The following is a 17,995-nucleotide window of genomic DNA, read 5'->3' as shown; positions in this document are numbered from 1 at the left end:
CCCTATTCAATATAGGGATCACCTTCTAGTTGCATAGTCTCTTTTTTTATAGTGTCCTTGACATGGGGACCAGTTTATTCAGTTAGTCTCTTTTCTTTTGCCTTTCCGATACTTAAAAAGGTTTTGTTGTTGCGAATAAGTAATTGCTACTAAGATTAAGGCGACACCAACCCATTGAAGGAAAGATACATGCTCTTTTAAAACAAGCACAGACATAATAACAGCTGTAGGTAATTCTGCAGCTCCGAGGATGGTTCCTAACCCTGTACCGATTTTGGGAACACCAATAGCAAATAATATCGTAGGTAAAACTAATCCAAAAAATCCTAATGGTAAAGCATAAATCCAAAGCCCATCTAGGAATGCTCCACTTAATAAAAAGGTCGGTGGAAATAAAATAAGCGTGAAAATCATTGCTCCGGTTATAAACAGGAAACTGCGAACCATTGGGTGAACAGTTAGTGCCACTTTACCACTTAAGAAGATAAACCATGCAAAGGAAAAAGCAGCAATGAGACCGTAGACGATACCGATAACTGTTAGTTCTCCTGTTAATTGTAGCAGTGGTCCTGCTGCTAGAATGGTACCAACCAAGATTATTCCAATTGAAATTAGCTTTGTAATAGAAGGCCATTTTTTGTCAGTGACCGCTTCTATGAGTACTCCAATCCAAGTAAATTGAAATAATAGGATGATGGCTAACGAAGCTGGAATAGTTTCTAAAGCTAAATAGTAAAAAATTCCTGTTAAGCTCGTTGTTGTACCTGCACCAAGTAAAAGAATGATGTTTTTTCGCGAGATTTTTTGTTTGGATATGAACAAAAATAACATTAATAATAAAAGCCAGCCGACAAAAAATTGACTACTAATGACTTCAGAATGTAAAAAACCTTGTTCATACGCCAGTTTTACAAACGTCGATAAAATACCATAACTACATGCACCGATAAAAACTAAGACTGAATATTTTAATTTCAAGTTAATAACCCCTTTTTCATAACGGAATTATCTTATCTAAGACATGAAAAATGAGCAAGTGATAAGCTTTTTATTATATGATTTCAATGACAAGTTAATGAAAAAACGAATTTTGGGCTTTGGTCGGGGAGGACCTTATATAAACTATAAGAAATTACTAGTTGTGTACTAGTCTGAATTTTTGTAAACTATTAAATAATACTACTATTTTCCTATAAGTATATATATCATCCTACATGAATGGTTATTCATTCATGTGTTTGTCTAATAGAAGGGGGCAAATATGTCGACAAAGGATATGTCTGTGTACATTAAAAAAAATAAATTAGTAACTAACTTAATATGGGGTGCATTTATCCTAGGCTTAATTAGTAATTTTATTAGTGAAGTTCCAATAAGTGGTGTAATTGCTTATTCCGTTACTGGACTCGTTTTTTCAGTTATTTTTACAGTAATGGCTTACAATGGCTGGGCTCCGTTTTCCCTTCAGTATTTTATTGCTAGTGGACTTGGAGTGTTAACTTTTGTCATGGGAGTTACTTCTCCTAAGCTATCAAATTATTTAATGATCTATGTAGGACTTGTCTTTATCACATTGTTTCATAATTATCGCTCTATAGCTCTATCAGGTGCAATCGGTTTATTTCTAACGAATTATTTTTTCTTTACATTACGAGACACGATGTTTTGGGGACAGGAGAATGAAATTCTTATTTCATTAAATGTGTTTGTCGTTATTATTTCTGGTGTTTTAATTGCACAAGCACGAATTGGTGAGAAAATGCAAAAAGATATTGAGGCTAAAGGAGAAGAGGCATTAGCGGAGAAGCAGAAAGTTGATCAGTTATTGGGTAAAGTTGCAAATTCAGTTAAGATCATTTCTGAGTTTAGTCAACAAGTAAAATCAAATATAGAAGCAACACAAAAAGTTTCGACAGATTTAACATCAACATTTTCTGAAGTTGCTAGAGGAGTTGAAACACAGGCTTCTACAGTAAGTGAAATAAATGATTCCATGATTGATACGAATACAGCAGTCCTTAATGTTTCCTCTTTCTCACAATCAGCCAAAAGAGTAGCGCATGAGACCCTGACACATACAAACAAAGGAAACGAACAGGTCAATGAATTAACGAAAACGATGGATAATGTCCAGTCTGTTATCACCTCAGCTGCAGTTATTATGAAGGAGCTAAATGAACAAAGTCAAAAGATTAGTACGATCTTAACGACGATCAGTGATATTTCCAATCAAACAAACCTACTGGCATTAAATGCTTCTATTGAAGCTGCTAGAGCTGGTGAACATGGAAGAGGGTTTGTAGTAGTTGCAAATGAAGTCAAACGTTTAGCAGAAGACTCGCAACGTTCAACAAAAGAAATTGAAAGTATTTTACAAGATATTAAAGTAAAAACTGAACAGGTAACAGTTGAAGTCCAAAAAGGTGAAGAAATTGTTGGTGAAAGTATTAAAGTGACAAAAGAAACAGAAGTAAGTTTCAATGAAATCTTAGGGAATACACAGGAAGTTGTATCGTTTAGTAATAAGTTAGAAGAAGTGGTATCACTACTTGAGAACGCATCAAATAAAATTAAAATAGAATTATCAGAAGTAACAAATGTGACCCAAGAGTCAAGTGCTATGGTTGAAGAAGTATTTGCTAGTGTAGAGGAACAACATCAATATATTGAAGAAATTATTGATAGCTTTAAGGAATTAGAAAGTTTAACTAGAGAATTAAATGGATTAGTAAATGAATAAGAGAAAGGGATACCCTTTCTCTTAATTTTTTTTGCTCTAATTACGAAGATAATTTTTTCTCCCTAAATTTATCTTTAATTTCACTTAAGAAGTATTCATCTTTATCATTACTTGACATGAAGCTAACATAAATGAACTCCGGTACATCGAAAAAAGCATATTGCTGATCATTTTTCTTATGCACATAGAATGTTTTTGTTTGTGTATCGTACATTACATTACTAATCATAGTACTTTGAATGTCTGTAAATTGCTTCAATGTATTCACCCCCGATAGTTAATTACTTTTCTAATTCCCCATGGAGAGAAAATGAAACAAATCTATTAATAGGCAAGTATCCTTTTTTTCTATTGTTTGGATGACATTCATATTTTATTCACAATTACCTATTAATATATAGTCGTGTTTGATTGATGTCCGCCTATTTTTTTTGTACTATTAGACTTAGAGTTTTGCTACTATGAACCTTAATGAGGGTGAACAATGAAAAATTTAGTAAAACAAAACGAAAATCTTCTTTTTGCAGCGTGGGGAGTTTCTTTAATAGCTACGATCGGTAGTTTGTATTTTTCAGAAGTTCTTGGATATATGCCATGTGAGCTGTGCTGGTACCAACGTATTTTCATGTATCCAATCGTGATTATTTTAGGTATAGCTGTCGTTAAAAAGGACCCAAAACAAGCTTTATATTCTGCGGTATTTTCAGGTATAGGCATATTGATTGCGTTTTATCATTATTTGCTACAAAAAGTGCCAGCAATGACAGAGCTAGATTCATGTGGACTCATTCCTTGTGCTGGTCAATATATTAATTGGTTAGGGTTTATAACAATACCATTTTTAGCTTTAGTTGGTTTTACGGCCATTTTAGTAATTAGTTTAGTTATTTTAAAAACAAATCAAGGGAGATAGAAACCATGAAAAAAATCATTATCTTTTTAGTGGTAGTTATAGGTATTTTTGCCGCACTAGCGGTTGTCAATAATATATCAACGAGTCAAAAAGTAGAGGGAAATCCTTATGGAAAGTCTAATTTAAACCAAGCAACGATTAATCAATTAGATGATCCGAATTATCAAAACATCATTCTTCCTGAAGAACTTAAGGCTTCTTTAGAAAATGGGGAAAGCATGACGGTTTACTTTTATCAGCCAACTTGTCCTGCATGTGTTGAAGCATCGCCAATCGTTGTTCCAATGACGGAAGACCTGGGAATCGATTTGGAGTTATATAATCTTCTTGAGTTTAATGAAGGTTGGAATGAGCACAATATTCAATCAACACCGACAATCGTTCATTACGAGAATGGACAAGAACTTGGAAGAATGGAAGGTCTGTATTTAGAAGAAGAATATCGTTACTGGTTTGAGCAAGTAAAGGCTTTAAACTAAGATAGAATGGGGGAGGCTAACTGTAGATGTTAGTCTCTTTTTTACATAGCGTAATAATTTTAAGGACAAACGTTTTTACATAGAATTAAGGTAAAAATGATACTGTTATTGGATTTCACAATGTCATCACAATTGTATGGTATTTTTAAATTAGAAATGATTATTCGATAAAATAGGTGATGAACATGAAGAAAATATTGATTATGTGTTTATTATTTTTCATTTTAGCGTTATCAGGCTGTAAACAACTTCATATTTCACTTCCTGACAAGCAGCCACTTTTGATGGTTACTCATTTAAAAGAAAAAACGATTACTTTTATTGAACAGGAATCATTCGATGTTGTATATTCAGATGAGTTTCCATTTGAAATTCATTCACTTGAAACGATAGCACCGAATCAAGTAGCTATTGCTGGGAAACTAGAGGAAGAGGTATTATTAGTAGATTTAACATCTGGTCGAATAGAAACATGGCTTGAATTGGGGCAAGGAATAACAAGCATGAATTATGACAAGCAAGATCAACTCTTATTTTTAACTGATGCGAAAGATCATCAATTACATGTATATCAAATGGATAGTAAAGAAAAGCTCATTTCAATAGATGTCGAAGTAAACCCGATTCAGGCTAACCTTGATAAAAGTGGCGAATTTATTTTCGTATTAAGTAGTGGAGAAACACCTATGGTTACGGTAATTGATCGTAAAAATTATAAGGTACAAACAACATTTCCTGTATTGGAATTACCGACTGATTTATTTTATGACGGTCATTATTTATGGGTAGCTGGACATGGTGATTTCACCAACTGGAATGAGAGCATTGAGGCGTATCATCCGCTAACTGGAGAAAAACAAAAAGATGTACAAGTGGGTTTAATGCCAATCTTTATGTACGAGGATGAATTAGGAGATCACTTTTACGTATTGTGTCATGGTTCAAGTGATTTATATGCCATCGATCGCAATACTTATGAAGTAAAGCAACGAGTGGTTGTTGGTGATAATCCGCATTATATGAACGGCTCTGACCGACACCTCTATGTTACTGGGTTAGATGGAAATAACTTAACCGTTATTGATAGAAACACTTATGAAGTACTAGGTAACGTAGATTTAGCGAGCGGACCGTTTGGGGTTGCTATAGGAGAGGTAGAAAATGACTAAAAAAACAATATTAGTAGTTGATGATGAAAAACAAATAGTTGAATTAGTCACCTCATATTTACTAAAAGAAGGCTATCATGTTTTAGAGGCTTATGATGGAATTGAAGTTTTTCCAATTCTACAACGTGACAAAGTGGATTTAATTGTATTAGATGTTATGATGCCAGGAATGGACGGATATACTGCATGTGAGAAAATCAGAGAAAAATGGACAGTTCCTATTATTATGCTAACGGCAAAAGGTGGAGAAATGGACCGAGTTCAAGGCTTGAAAATTGGAGCAGACGATTATGTAGTTAAACCCTTTAGTCCAAAAGAGCTTGTGGCAAGGATTGAGGCACAGCTTCGTAGGATAGAATTAGTAACACAAAAGAAGACTTCGTTCCTACGCTTTGGAGCACTTGAAATTGACCTTGAAGGAAGAACAGTTACTGTGGAGGACAAAAAAGTAACATTAACGAGAAAAGAATATGATCTCCTCCAATACCTTGTTAGTCACGAAAAAATGGTATTTAGTCGTGAACAAATCCATGACTATGTCTGGGGAATGGATTATGAAAAAGGAACATTTCGTACAGTCGATACACATATTAAGACATTGCGAATTAAATTAGGGCAGTATGGTAATCACATAAAAACAGTCTGGGGTGTAGGGTACAAATTCGAAGGTGACAATGAATGAGGAAGAGTGTTTTAAAGCAACGAGTTTGGATGTCGTTTATTCTTCTCATGTCTTTAACCATAATTGCTATCATTGTATTGACATACTTTTTGTATGAGAAATTTTATGTTGAAAAACAAATTTCATTACTCCAGTATCATGGACAAGCAGTTGCTACTCAATATAATCAGTTTTCAAAATCAGAATTCCAAGATCAAATTACTTGGCTTGACAACGTGTTAGAAGCTAATGTTATTTATACGACAGATCCAATGCTATTAAGTGGTGGGCTTCCTTTTGAGGTTGAAATTGAAGAAACATTAATTACCTTTGAAGAGCGGCAAGTATTACTTGATGGCGAAACGCTCACCTTAATTCGTGAGCACCCTAGGTTTGCTCAAGATATTGTTGCTGTAGTTACTCCCATTATGGGGTTGAATGGACTTGAAGGAGTTCTGTTTTTATACATGCCTTTAGCAACGGTATACGAGCCATTTGAGTCAATTCGGTATATGTTAATAGGCTTTGTCATTTTAACAATTATCATTGTCAGCGTAGTTACTCGTAAAATTACTGACTATTTTATACGTCCAATTGAAAAGATGATAGAAGTTACAAACCAGATGGCTGATGGAGATTTCTCAAAGCGTGTTAATGTGAATAGACGTGATGAACTTGGCCAGTTAGCGAAGTCGTTCAATCGCATGTCTTCTTCTTTGGACGAAGTTGAGACTAAGCGGAGAGAGTTTTTATCAAATGTTTCCCATGAACTAAGAACCCCTATTAGTCTAATGAAAGGGTACACAGAAGCATTTGAAGAACAGGTAATTCCGCAAGAGAAATATGTAAGTACAATGAAAAACGAAACGGCTTATATTGGTAGGCTTGTACATGACTTATTAGATTTAGCTCAGCTAGAAGGAGATACGTATCCAATAACCAAAGCACCTTTACCGTTTGCTCAAGTCGTTGAAGAGGTTGTGCAAAAATTTGAGTGGCATGTAAAAGAAAAAAATATAACCATTCAAAAAGAATTAGATGAAGAAATTATCGTTGAAGGTGATGAAGACCGTATCTCACAAGTCATTTCAAATATATTAAGTAATGCCATTCGGTATAGTAATGAACATGGGACGATTTTTGTCCGTCTTTTTACAAAGGATAACGAAGCAGTGCTCGTTATTAAGGATGAAGGGGTAGGGATTCCAAGAGAAGAAGTTGATAAAATTACGGAAAGATTTTATCGTGTGAATAAAGGGAGAACTCGAAAAGAAGGTGGAACAGGCCTAGGACTGGCCATCGTTCAACAAATTGCTAAACTGCATAACGGTAGGTTAACAATAAAATCTGATGTTGGACAAGGGACAGAAGTTTCTGTCATTCTACCTAAATATATGAATTGATTGTGATCTTAAGTAAGGAATGTATATAGATTGTTCAAAAATTTGCTTGAGAGATTTCATAGTTTTATCACAATTGATTTTTATTCTTTTTGAAGAAGCTTTTTTACTATTATTAAAACGAAAACGATTATTTTTATAAGGGAGATATCCATATGAAGAAATTGAGTATAATTGGCTCTGTAGTATTATTAGGTTTAATGACTGCCTGCGGTCAAGCAGAGGATAATGGGCAGGCTAGCGGGGCATGTGAAAATCCGCTCGTCCCAATTGAAGTCGATTTTTCTTGGGAGCCTGAAGCACCAGAGAGTGGAGAAAACTTGCTATTTACAGCACATGTAACGCATGATGGGTTTAATGTAGAAGAGGCTGATGACGTTCAGTTTGAAATTTGGGAGCATGCAAATCCTGATTATCATCACATGCTAGAAACGGAAAATCAAGGAGATGGCCTTTACACATTAGATTGGATGTTCCAGGAAGATGGCGTATATTATGCTTATTATCATGTAACAGCATGTGCAATGCACCGTATGGAAAAACAAATGGTTGTCGTTGGTGACGTAGATGTTGAAGCAACTACAGCTGAACCAGATACGGTAACAACAAAGATGGATGGCCATGGAGAACACGGTGATCATGAAGAAGACGATGAAGAACATGAGGATCATGAACACGGACATGAACATGAAGATGAGGAAGATGAGCATAATCATTAATGAATAAAAAAGCTTAGAGATAATTCTCTAAGCTTTTTTGTGTAGGGCTTTGTAGACTATTCCCTATGTTAAAATGTCCCAACTCCATTTTGTCACTTGTGGCCATTTATTTTATCAAATTTATTAATTCGACTATATTCTTAAACAAGATTAGTTTATTATATGGTTAAATAGCTCTATAGTACATTACTTTTTTACTAGTTTTGGATATGGTATAGTTGGTGATTTAGTCACACTCTTATTATTTATTGTCCAATCAATAAAACTAGCATTTTAATATAAAAAACTTCGTAGACGATATGTTGAGGTGAAGACAGTCTTGAGTACTTCAGAATACTTAGATGTGTTTATTGATGAGAGCCAGGAGCACTTACAATCATTAAATGATAATTTACTACTTTTAGAAACTGATCCAAGTAATCTAGCTATTGTTGGCGAAATTTTCCGTTCTGCACATACGTTAAAAGGAATGGCAGCGACGATGGGTTATGAAGATTTGGCTCATTTAACACATACAATGGAAAATGTACTAGATTTAATTAGAAATCAAAAGCTAGAAGCATCATCAGCTGTTCTAGATGTTGTCTTTGCTGCAGTTGATGACTTAGAAGAAATGGTAAATGATATTGCAGCGGGTGGTACTGGAAAACGTGATGTCTCAAATGTGACAGAATTACTAGAGCAAATTGAAAAAGGTGGTTCACCTACTCAAGTTGCAGCAACTGTTGAAGAGGTAGTGGCACCTGTTAGTGAAGAGGCAGTGGCACCTGTTAGTGAAGAGGCAGAAACTGCTGCTTTTGAAGTTACTTATGACCAGTTTGAATTGACGGTTCTTATGCAATCACAAGAACAAGGGTACAACTCTTTTCAAGTAAAAGTATCGCTTGATGAGCGTACGATGTTAAAGGCTGCTCGGGTGTTTATGGTTTTTGAAGTGCTTGAACAAATTGGTGAAATTATTAAGTCAAATCCTAGTGCTGAAGAATTAGAGGAAGAAAAATTTGATTTAGAATTTGTTGTTACCATTATTTCACAAGTAGAAGCTGATGAAATTATACAACGTATTGAAAAAGTTTCAGAGATTAGTGAGGTAAACGTTCATCAATTAAATCTTGAAGAGTTAAAAAAGGCTGCATCTGAAAGAGAAGCAGATGAAGCAAAAGTTGAACCAGAAGTGGAGCTTGAAGAAAAAGAAATTGTTCCAGCCGTTCAAGAAATGAAAGCTCAAGTAAAGAGTTCACAAGCGAATGGTAGAAAACACGCAGAAGTAAATAAAACGATTCGAGTAAATATTGAGCGCCTTGACGTTTTAATGAATTTATTTGAAGAACTAGTCATTGATCGAGGTCGTCTTGAGCAAATAGCTAGTGAGTTAAAAAATAATGAGCTGAACGAAACGGTTGAACGAATGTCACGGATATCTGGAGATTTACAGGAAATTATTTTAAATATGAGAATGATGCCTGTCGAACAAGTTTTTAATCGTTTCCCACGGATGGTTCGTAGTCTTTCGAAGGACTTAAATAAAAAGGTAGATCTTCATATTTTAGGAGCAGAAACAGAGCTGGACCGAACAATTATCGATGAAATAGGTGATCCTCTCGTTCATTTAATTCGAAATTCTATTGATCATGGGATTGAGACTCCAGAAAAACGTAGGGAGTTAGGTAAACCAGAAGTAGGGACGATCATCCTTAAGGCTTACCATAGTGGAAACAATGTTTTTATTGAGATTGAAGATGATGGAGCTGGGATTAACCGAGATAAGGTACTTAATAAAGCTCTTTCAAACGGTGTTGTTACTGAGGAAGAAGCAAGTAAAATGTCAGACCAACAAATCTATGGTCTTTTATTTAGAGCTGGGTTTAGTACAGCTGATAAAGTTACAGATGTTTCTGGCCGAGGCGTAGGTCTTGATGTGGTTCGGTCGACTTTCGAATCTCTAGGTGGCGTAGTGACAGTTGATTCTACATTAGGAAAGGGATCGATTTTTTCTATTCAACTTCCGTTAACACTTTCAATTATTGATGTTATGTTAGTAGAAGTAAGTGACGAAAAGTATGCCATCCCTCTTTCAGCTATCGTTGAGACGGCGATTGTGAATAAAAAGGAAGTATATAGTGCACACGGACAAAAGGTGATCGACTTCCGTGGAAAGGTAGTTCCTCTCGTTTTCCTTAAAGATATTTTCGAGGTACCTGTAGAGCAAGAGATAGAAGAGGAATATTATTCTCTAGTTATTATTCATAAAGGTGATAAAATAGCTGGACTAGTTGTCGATTCACTAATAGGACAACATGATATTGTACTCAAGTCGTTAGGTAACTATTTAACGAATGTCTTTGCTATTTCAGGTGCAACAATTTTAGGAAATGGTCAAGTTGCTTTGATTGTTGATACAAATGCACTAATTAAGTAATACAAGGATGGGAGGCAAACCCTGATGTCTGTGGAAAGTACAGTAGGAAAAGAATTAAAAGTTATTGTTTTTCAGTTAAAAGATGAAGAATATGCAATTGAAGTAGATAATATCCAATCTATTGAAAGAATGCAGCCTGTGACACGTATACCGAGAACTTTTCCATTTATAAAGGGAGTTATGAATTTGCGTGGAGTCATTACCCCGATTATGGATTTAAGAAAACGCTTCGGGATTGAATCTAAAAAGGCTGATGAAGCTACCCGGATTCTAGTCATCTCTAAAGACGATATTGAGATTGGATTTATTGTTGACGGTGCAAATGACGTAATTGATATTCCTTCAGAAAAAATAGAGCCAACACCAGAAGTTGTTGGTGGTGTTGAAGCTGACTACTTAAGTGGAGTCGTAAAGCTTGATAACCGATTGTTTACATTGTTAAATATTGATAAAGTAATTGCAAATTAATAGATTAGCCTAAATATAGTGTGGGGTGTTAAGATGACTTCTGTATTAATTGTTGATGATGCTGCTTTTATGAGAATGATGATTAAGGATATCTTATCAAAAAATAACTTTAATATCGTAGGGGAAGCAGCGAATGGTCAAGAGGCGGTTGAAAAGTATAAAGAGCTAAATCCTGATATTGTTACGATGGATATTACAATGCCAGAAAAAGATGGGATTGAAGCGCTTCGTGATATTAAAAGTATTAATCCTAATGCAAAAGTTATTATGTGTTCAGCAATGGGACAACAAGCGATGGTTATCGATGCCATTCAATCAGGCGCGAAGGATTTTATCGTTAAGCCATTTCAGGCTGATCGTGTAATTGAGGCTCTACAGAAGGTAGCGAATTCTTAAATAAAAATAATAAATATTGACTGAATCATGGGCGTTTGTGAGTCAGTCTTTTTTTATGCCTGTTTCGTAAACCTTACTATACTGTCCATTTGGGCTTCACGATAATGCATGAAGAACTAAGCTTTCACCTTGGTTAACGTCGAGTGACTAAAAGTAAAGCAATAAATTATTAGTAAAAATAAAATATAAATAACCTTGTTGACACAAAGTCAAGCATCATGTAACATCAACTAAGTAATTGAATAATGTTCCTCGTTAGGTGAGGCTCCTGTACGGAGATACGCTGCTGCCCAAAAATGTCCAAAGACGCCAATGGGTCAACAGGAACCATCGAAATAAGGTGGTTTTTAATGTAGCTGGTCTATGACCTATGCCGTACAGTGCTAAAGCTCTACGATTGAAGGAATGGTAATGAACATTTTTTTTAGTATGCTTATATAATAAGTATGCGCTAATTTTTGTTGAATTAACACCTTCTCTCGTAGAAGGTGTTTTTTATTTAATATTACTAAATACATAAAAACGGGAGGTGTTGTGGAATGGATAGTAGTCCCGAACCCGAATCGACAAATTGTGGTTTATTAATAAAGACAAAAGGAATAATACAAGAAAAAGGGAGAACTCCACTTCACTCCCGAGTAGTACGGTGTGATTAGTTTAGTTCTCCTCTCAAGGAGGAAGCGACCGTGGTTAGACTTAACGAACAAACACGAGAAGAATACGTAAACCATATTCTTCAAGTTTTAAAAGAAAATAACAAAGAGCAATTTAGAGAGGCGTTTCTTGAATTACATCCAACAGATCAAATGGATATCTTCTCTAACTTAGAGAAAGATCAACGCCAACTAGTATACGCGTATCTTTCAGCTGCTGAATTTGCAGAGGTATTCCAAGAGTTGGAAATCGATGATCAAAAAAGAATTGCACTCGAGCTAGAAGATGACTTCATTGCAGAAATGTTTAATAACATGTATGCCGATGATGTAGCCGACTACCTTGCTGAAATTAAAGATGCAAAGGCTAAAGCAATCTTAAGTGCAATGGATAAAGAAGATGCCGATGACGTAAAAGAACTATTATCTTATCCGCCAGAAACCGCTGGTGCGATTATGACAAAAGAATATATTTCAATTAAAGCAAGACAAACAGCTTCAGAAGTTGTAGAGCTTCTTCGTGAGCAAGGCCCTGATGCTGAAACGGTTTATTACCTGTATGTCGTTGATGAGAAAGATAAGTTAGTTGGGGTAATTTCGCTTCGTGACCTGATTATTGCACCGACAAATGAAAAAATTGAAAATATTATGAGTTCACGTGTTGTTTCGGTTGAAGCACATATGGACCAAGAAGAAGTGGCAAAATTAATTAAGAAATATGATTTCCTTGCTGCTCCTGTTGTTACAAGTACAAGCGAGTTAATTGGTATCGTCACAGTCGATGACGTTATGGACGTTTTAGAGGATGAAGCAACAGAAGACTTAGGTGAAATCTCTGCAGTTAGAGGTGCAACAGATGTTAATGTAACTGCATTCACTGCGGCAAAAAAACGTTCACCTTGGATTATATTATTAATGTTTTTTGGTCTGATTACAGCTGGTGTAATTGGTCAGTTTGAAGAAACTCTTGAAGAAATTGTATTATTAGCTGTGTTTATCCCACTGATCATGGACTCAGCTGGAAATACGGGTACACAATCTCTAGCAGTTACAGTACGTGCATTAGCAACTGGTTCATTAGAGAAGAAAGGATTATGGAATACAGTTAAGCGAGAGTTTGGTACTGGTATGATGCTAGGGTTGATTTGTGCAATTACTCTATTTATTTTTGTGCCATTCTTATATGGTTATATGATTGCATTTATTGTTGGTGTTTCTCTTTTCTTAACATTAAGTGTGGCAACTGTTATTGGTGCAACTGTTCCGTTAGCTATCAATAAATTAAAACTAGACCCAGCGATTGCATCAGGTCCATTTATTACAACAGTAAACGATATTTTAGGTTTACTTATTTACTTCTCAATCGCAACATCTTTAATTAATTACCTATAATAAAAAAACGGTGCCAGGCTCCTATTAGGTGCCTGGCACCGATGTGTAAAAAGGTGGGAAGGTAGGTGTTCTTAGTGGTAACATACGAAGTTTTTATTAAGCTGTCGGTGGCTCTATTGCTTGGACTTTTAATTGGGATTGATCGACAACTAAAGCATAAGCCCCTTGGGTTAAAGACAAGTATGGTCATTTGCGTTGCTAGTTGTCTTGTAACAATCGTTTCAGTTGAATCATTTCACCGCTATGCTTCACCTACCTTTAATGCTATGGACCCCATGCGTTTAGCTGCGCAAATTGTCAGCGGTGTCGGTTTCCTAGGTGCAGGTGTCATTTTAAGAAGAAGTAATGATGTCATTTCAGGTTTAACGACAGCTGCTATGATTTGGGCCGCATCTGGTTTAGGAATTGCAATTGGGGCAGGGTTTTATGCTGAAGCCTTTTATGTAGTTATTCTACTCATAGCGGCTGTCAACATCCTACCGCTATTCGTTAAGCGATTGGGGCCAAGCACCTTAAGTAAACGGGATGTTGCAGTCAAAATTGTTATGGAACCGAACATGAAAATGACAGAGCTACTCCAAGCGATTGAAAGAAAAGGTGATAGCTTAAAAGAAAAGAAAAATTATGAAATTAACATCCGAAATATTAAAATTAAAGACCTTGAAAATGGAAATCAACAAATAGATTTAACGATTTCAGCGCCAGAAAAACAATACACGACTGAAATTTACTATCTATTTAAAAAAATTGACCATGTGTTAACTGTTGATGTAGAACATCTATAAAAAATAAGCCTCTGTGAGGGGAGGTACCTAATATGGTGATGCTTAATTTAAAAAATCGTGAAGAGTATACGTTCTATTTACATTTGTATTTAAAACAGGAAAAGAAAGAAGAATTTCGAAGAGACTTCCTATCGCTTCATCCAACCGATCAGATTGAAATCTTCCAGGAGTTCAGTCAGATCAAAAGGAAAGTAATTTACGAATATTTATCAGCAGAAGAATTCTCTGAAATCTTTGTTGGACTACCTATAAAACAGCAAAAGATAGTTATTTCAGAGTTAGATGAACACATCGTTCTTACTTTGCTTGAGGAATTATCTGCAGATGATGTCACAGACTTCTTAAGCGAAATTCCTGATCATATAGCTAATTATTTTCTTGACCGGATGAACAAAACTGATGCGGATAATATTAAAAAATTATTATCGTACCAGAATGATACAGCTGGTTCTTTAATGACAACCGAGTTTATTACCGCATTAGAGACGGAAACCGCGGATAATATTTTGCAAAGGTTAAGAACGGAAGCAAAAGATGCGGAGACGATTTACTATATTTACGTTACGGATGACAAGATGGTATTAAGAGGGGTACTTTCCTTAAGGGAACTGATTTTATCTGAACCAGCGATAGCTGTTGCAGAAATTATGAAAACAAAATTTATTTCAGTATTACCTACAACTGACCAAGAACAAGTAGCTGACACTATTAAAGACTATGACTTAATTGCAGTTCCAGTTGTTACAGAAAAAGATGTTATATTAGGCATTGTTACCGTAGATGATGTAATGGATATTGTCGAAGAAGAGACAACTGAGGACATCGAAGATTTAATGGCTACAAGAGGTTCGGTTGATATTGATGTAAGCCCGCTCGTTGCAACTAAACGGCGTCTGCCATGGCTAATTGTATTAATGATCTTAGGTATTGGTACAGCTAGTCTTATCGGTCAGTTTGAAAGTACACTTGCTGAAATGGCGATTTTAGCAATATTTATTCCGCTAATTGCAGATATGGGTGGAAATACTGGAACCCAATCTTTAGCAGTCGTCGTCAGAAGTATCGCACTTGGTAATTTAGAACAACAAAATGTATTTGGCAAATTGCTTAAAAGAGAAGCAATAACAGGGATTTTAATGGGGATTTCTTGTGGTATCATCGCATTTTTCATCGCATTATTTTTTGATATAAGTGGGATGTACTTTGGAGTAATCGTGGGGATTTCTTTGTTTTGTACGATCGTTCTTTCAACCATTACAGGGACAGTTATTCCATGGCTTGTCCACCGCTTAAAAATAGATCCTGCCGTTGCTTCAGGTCCATTTATTACAACAATTAATGACATTGTCGGATTGTTTCTTTATTTTTCAATCGCGAATTTTATGCTTCAAAACTTTTAGGTTCTGTTATCGTGGCAATAATTTGCTTCAAGACAGTTTATTTAAAAGGATCTTTTTGCAGATTGCTGTTTTTGCTATTGGACCGTTAACCTTTATAAGCTAGGGTCTTGATACTTTAGCTTTAAGCGAAAACGGTCCATAACAACAAAAATTATCTATTCTAAACTCTCGGCATCTACATTTATTACACCATTTAATGTTTTTATAGCATAATAAATATCTGTCGTATAAACCTTTTTATGGGTAGTTACAATACAGCTAATAATAATATCCTCTGCTTCTTCCTTGATTTTTACATGCTTTACTCCGAAATTTTTTGCCTTCATTTCTTTTAGTAAAGTTGTTAAATCTGTTGTCTTTTTGATATATAACTTTACTTTTATTTCTTTTTCATTCAGCTTTTTAGGTCCCAATTTATTAAAAAAATAAGGGATTACTTTCATACCTAAAATAATAAAAATGACACCCATTAAAGCTTCAAAATAAAACCCTGCACCAATCGTTATCCCAAGAGCAGCCGAGGCCAGGACTAATGCAGCCGTGGTGAGGCCCGAAATAGCTTCATTACTTCTCCTTAGAATGACACCTGCACCTACAAAACCAATACCGCTTATAATATAAGAAGGTATACGACCAGGGTCCATTGGTCGTGAATACTCTTTAGAATATAAAAAAGCTGACTCAAATGAAACGATAGTTAGTAAACAAGATATCACAGATACAATTAGGCAAGTTTTTAGTCCTAGTGGTTTACCCTTTAGTTCTCGTTCCAAACCAATAACTATCCCAGCGATAGCAGCAAAGCTTAACTTCATAACAACCGCATAATTAATTACATCAAGTAATATCTTCTTCACCTCCAAATAAATATATAAAGGCTAGCTATTATACTATTAATATAAAAATATTAAAAAATTATGCCTTACCCCCTTACCTTATCGTTTTTTAGATGAAACAAGAAAAGAATGAGTGAATATGCTTCGCTCATTCTTGATAAATGTAAAACGAGAGTTTGCTACTTAGCTCCGTTTGAAAAACAGTTCGTAATATATTGTGTGACTTGGTTTTTTAAATTTACATTCAAGTAATGGTTATGCCCTTCGTATCCCCGACAAAAATAACTGTAGTGCGAGAAGGTTCCATCGTTTTTACCTGCTTCAACTTTTAATTGATTTTTTTTCATATAACGCTTGATCACCCCTAGTTCTTTACCAAGTTGATCAAGTACAGTAGTGGTGAGTGTAAGGTAAGAAGGTTGTAATTTTAATGGAGATTCTTTTAGTCTTTCTAAGTCTTTTTCTAATGCTTTGCGTGCAATTGTTAATAGCACATAATGATGAATTGCTTTTTGTTCATCTTTAGTTATCATCATAGCTATCAAACTCCAATCTAGGAACATTTGTTTGTATTTATAGTATATGCAAACAAGTGTTCTTTTACAACTGCATATTTTTGGAATGAAACTATCCTTAGTTAATCGTGTGAAATTAACATTCCACACTAAGAGCCTCAAAATCAACTTATTTCAACAATATCCTTTAACAATGTTAAAATAAAAGTAACAGCAATGAAGGAGGCATTATATTTATAATGAAAATATTATTATCAGGCTTTGAACCATTTGCAGATTTTAAAGTGAACCCTACGTTAGAAATTGTTAAAGAAGTAAAAAAGCAAGGTATAGAAGGAGTAGAAATAGAAACTATTGGCCTACCAGTTGTTTATGGACAATGTGTTGATAAACTCCTATTAAAAATAGAAGAAGTGAATCCTGATGTTGTTCTGTCGTGTGGGCTTGCTTTTGGCAGAGCAGCGATTACTCCAGAACGAATAGGGATAAATATTCAGGATACTGCAGGAGAAGGTGATAAAGGAGACAATCAAGGAGAGAAGCCTGTTGATCGATCAATCATCAATGATGGTCCCGATGGATTATTTACGACATTACCGATTCGAGCGATGGTAGACCGTTTAGCGTCAGAAGGTATTCCTGCACAAATTTCAAATTCAGCTGGTACATATATATGTAATAATACATTATATGGAATTTTACATCATATAAATATAAAACAACTTCAGATAAAAGCTGGATTTGTTCATTTCCCAGCTACTCCAGATATGGTGACAAACCGTCCAAACACACCAAGTATGTCTTTGGCTGAACAAGTTAGAAGCTTAAAAATTATGATTGAAGCAATTAGAGATCAAGCATAACCATCATTTAATAAATAGGATATCATTCTTGCACTCCAATTTAGTACAATGCTGACCGCATTCTCTGTTTCGGAGTGCTTTTATTTTATCAAAAATGGGTTAAAAGCCTGCTCAGATAGTTTAACTATGAATAAACTAGGGAAAACAGAATTTACTGCCAATGAAATAAAATTAGATAAAATTGGTC

At 35.1% G+C, this 17,995-nt stretch carries 18 protein-coding genes and 1 riboswitch; of the genes, 14 read left to right on the top strand and 4 right to left on the bottom strand.

The features are described from left to right. Positions 1–78: 78 nt before the first annotated feature. On the bottom strand, positions 79–978 hold the full coding sequence (locus GKP30_RS05635; RefSeq protein WP_216828424.1) for an EamA family transporter: 900 nt from the start codon (positions 976–978) through the stop codon (positions 79–81). Positions 979–1,261: 283 nt separating this feature from the next. Here GKP30_RS05635 and GKP30_RS05630 point away from each other — a divergent pair, with 283 nt between their 5' ends. Beyond that, the gene (locus GKP30_RS05630) at positions 1,262–2,740 is read left to right on the top strand and encodes a methyl-accepting chemotaxis protein (RefSeq protein ID WP_216828423.1); all 1,479 of its coding nucleotides are present in this window, start codon (positions 1,262–1,264) and stop codon (positions 2,738–2,740) included. A gap of 40 nt (positions 2,741–2,780) precedes the next feature. On the opposite strand, the gene GKP30_RS05625 is transcribed toward GKP30_RS05630, so the two are convergent. Continuing rightward, positions 2,781–2,999 (bottom strand): KTSC domain-containing protein, encoded by a 219-nt coding sequence (locus GKP30_RS05625; RefSeq protein WP_216828422.1) that lies wholly within the window; start codon positions 2,997–2,999, stop codon positions 2,781–2,783. A gap of 225 nt (positions 3,000–3,224) precedes the next feature. Here GKP30_RS05625 and GKP30_RS05620 point away from each other — a divergent pair, with 225 nt between their 5' ends. From GKP30_RS05620 to mgtE (GKP30_RS05565), 12 genes are all read left to right on the top strand, one after another. Next, positions 3,225–3,653: a disulfide oxidoreductase gene (locus tag GKP30_RS05620; protein WP_216828421.1), complete on the top strand. Its 429-nt coding sequence runs from the start codon at positions 3,225–3,227 to the stop codon at positions 3,651–3,653. 5 nt (positions 3,654–3,658) lie between these two features. After that, positions 3,659–4,132: a thioredoxin family protein gene (locus tag GKP30_RS05615; protein WP_216828420.1), complete on the top strand. Its 474-nt coding sequence runs from the start codon at positions 3,659–3,661 to the stop codon at positions 4,130–4,132. Between the two features lie 185 nt (positions 4,133–4,317). Further along, positions 4,318–5,301 carry a YncE family protein gene (locus tag GKP30_RS05610; protein ID WP_216828419.1) on the top strand — a complete coding sequence of 328 codons (984 nt, stop codon included), beginning with the start codon at positions 4,318–4,320 and terminating at the stop codon, positions 5,299–5,301. Next, on the top strand, positions 5,294–5,983 hold the full coding sequence (locus tag GKP30_RS05605) for a response regulator transcription factor (protein WP_216828418.1): 690 nt from the start codon (positions 5,294–5,296) through the stop codon (positions 5,981–5,983). Before GKP30_RS05610 ends, GKP30_RS05605 begins: the two co-directional genes overlap by 8 nt. Then, positions 5,980–7,365 carry a sensor histidine kinase gene (locus GKP30_RS05600; RefSeq protein WP_216828417.1) on the top strand — a complete coding sequence of 462 codons (1,386 nt, stop codon included), beginning with the start codon at positions 5,980–5,982 and terminating at the stop codon, positions 7,363–7,365. The genes GKP30_RS05605 and GKP30_RS05600 overlap by 4 nt, the downstream gene beginning before the upstream one ends. Before the next feature lie 152 nt (positions 7,366–7,517). Further along, positions 7,518–8,081 (top strand): FixH family protein, encoded by a 564-nt coding sequence (locus GKP30_RS05595; protein WP_216828416.1) that lies wholly within the window; start codon positions 7,518–7,520, stop codon positions 8,079–8,081. Positions 8,082–8,400: 319 nt separating this feature from the next. Next, positions 8,401–10,500 carry a chemotaxis protein CheA gene (locus GKP30_RS05590; RefSeq protein WP_216828415.1) on the top strand — a complete coding sequence of 700 codons (2,100 nt, stop codon included), beginning with the start codon at positions 8,401–8,403 and terminating at the stop codon, positions 10,498–10,500. A 24-nt stretch (positions 10,501–10,524) separates the two neighbouring features. After that, positions 10,525–10,968 carry a chemotaxis protein CheW gene (locus GKP30_RS05585; RefSeq protein WP_216828414.1) on the top strand — a complete coding sequence of 148 codons (444 nt, stop codon included), beginning with the start codon at positions 10,525–10,527 and terminating at the stop codon, positions 10,966–10,968. Positions 10,969–11,001: 33 nt separating this feature from the next. Beyond that, the gene (locus GKP30_RS05580) at positions 11,002–11,364 is read left to right on the top strand and encodes a response regulator (RefSeq protein ID WP_216828413.1); all 363 of its coding nucleotides are present in this window, start codon (positions 11,002–11,004) and stop codon (positions 11,362–11,364) included. 244 nt (positions 11,365–11,608) lie between these two features. Next, positions 11,609–11,773, top strand: a riboswitch (M-box (ykoK) riboswitch). Positions 11,774–12,050: 277 nt separating this feature from the next. Then, entirely contained in the window at positions 12,051–13,409 is a 1,359-nt protein-coding gene (gene mgtE, locus GKP30_RS05575) for a magnesium transporter (RefSeq protein ID WP_216828412.1), read from the top strand. A 74-nt stretch (positions 13,410–13,483) separates the two neighbouring features. Beyond that, positions 13,484–14,194: an MgtC/SapB family protein gene (locus GKP30_RS05570; protein ID WP_407928587.1), complete on the top strand. Its 711-nt coding sequence runs from the start codon at positions 13,484–13,486 to the stop codon at positions 14,192–14,194. 32 nt (positions 14,195–14,226) lie between these two features. Then, positions 14,227–15,594, top strand: coding sequence for a magnesium transporter (gene mgtE / locus GKP30_RS05565; RefSeq protein WP_216828410.1), 1,368 nt, complete (start codon positions 14,227–14,229; stop codon positions 15,592–15,594). 155 nt (positions 15,595–15,749) lie between these two features. On the opposite strand, the gene GKP30_RS05560 is transcribed toward mgtE (GKP30_RS05565), so the two are convergent. After that, positions 15,750–16,409: an MgtC/SapB family protein gene (locus GKP30_RS05560; protein ID WP_216828409.1), complete on the bottom strand. Its 660-nt coding sequence runs from the start codon at positions 16,407–16,409 to the stop codon at positions 15,750–15,752. 200 nt (positions 16,410–16,609) lie between these two features. Continuing rightward, complete coding sequence (locus GKP30_RS05555) at positions 16,610–16,966, bottom strand: hypothetical protein (RefSeq protein WP_216828408.1); 357 nt, start codon at positions 16,964–16,966, stop codon at positions 16,610–16,612. A gap of 218 nt (positions 16,967–17,184) precedes the next feature. Here GKP30_RS05555 and pcp point away from each other — a divergent pair, with 218 nt between their 5' ends. Beyond that, a complete protein-coding gene (pcp, locus tag GKP30_RS05550) occupies positions 17,185–17,808 on the top strand; it encodes a pyroglutamyl-peptidase I (protein ID WP_216828407.1) in 624 nt (207 codons plus the stop codon). Positions 17,809–17,995 lie beyond the last annotated feature (187 nt).

The sequence above is a fragment of the Alkalihalobacterium elongatum genome (assembly GCF_019024285.1).
Classification (GTDB): domain Bacteria; phylum Bacillota; class Bacilli; order Bacillales; family Bacillaceae_F; genus Alkalihalobacterium; species Alkalihalobacterium elongatum.
The sequence above is the reverse complement of the archived record's forward strand: the minus strand, read 5'-3'. Positions and strand labels throughout refer to the sequence as shown.

What these genes read in the sequence shown, in the direction of transcription:
- GKP30_RS05630 (WP_216828423.1), top strand. Translation starts at nt 1,262, where the DNA reads ATGTCGACAAAGGATATGTCTGTGTACATTAAAAAAAATAAATTAGTA.
- GKP30_RS05620 (WP_216828421.1), top strand. Translation starts at nt 3,225, where the DNA reads ATGAAAAATTTAGTAAAACAAAACGAAAATCTTCTTTTTGCAGCGTGG.
- GKP30_RS05615 (WP_216828420.1), top strand. Translation starts at nt 3,659, where the DNA reads ATGAAAAAAATCATTATCTTTTTAGTGGTAGTTATAGGTATTTTTGCC.
- GKP30_RS05610 (WP_216828419.1), top strand. Translation starts at nt 4,318, where the DNA reads ATGAAGAAAATATTGATTATGTGTTTATTATTTTTCATTTTAGCGTTA.
- GKP30_RS05605 (WP_216828418.1), top strand. Translation starts at nt 5,294, where the DNA reads ATGACTAAAAAAACAATATTAGTAGTTGATGATGAAAAACAAATAGTT.
- GKP30_RS05600 (WP_216828417.1), top strand. Translation starts at nt 5,980, where the DNA reads ATGAGGAAGAGTGTTTTAAAGCAACGAGTTTGGATGTCGTTTATTCTT.
- GKP30_RS05595 (WP_216828416.1), top strand. Translation starts at nt 7,518, where the DNA reads ATGAAGAAATTGAGTATAATTGGCTCTGTAGTATTATTAGGTTTAATG.
- GKP30_RS05585 (WP_216828414.1), top strand. Translation starts at nt 10,525, where the DNA reads ATGTCTGTGGAAAGTACAGTAGGAAAAGAATTAAAAGTTATTGTTTTT.
- GKP30_RS05580 (WP_216828413.1), top strand. Translation starts at nt 11,002, where the DNA reads ATGACTTCTGTATTAATTGTTGATGATGCTGCTTTTATGAGAATGATG.
- mgtE (WP_216828410.1), top strand. Translation starts at nt 14,227, where the DNA reads ATGGTGATGCTTAATTTAAAAAATCGTGAAGAGTATACGTTCTATTTA.
- GKP30_RS05560 (WP_216828409.1), bottom strand. Translation starts at nt 16,409, where the DNA reads ATGAAGTTAAGCTTTGCTGCTATCGCTGGGATAGTTATTGGTTTGGAA.
- GKP30_RS05555 (WP_216828408.1), bottom strand. Translation starts at nt 16,966, where the DNA reads ATGATGATAACTAAAGATGAACAAAAAGCAATTCATCATTATGTGCTA.
- pcp (WP_216828407.1), top strand. Translation starts at nt 17,185, where the DNA reads ATGAAAATATTATTATCAGGCTTTGAACCATTTGCAGATTTTAAAGTG.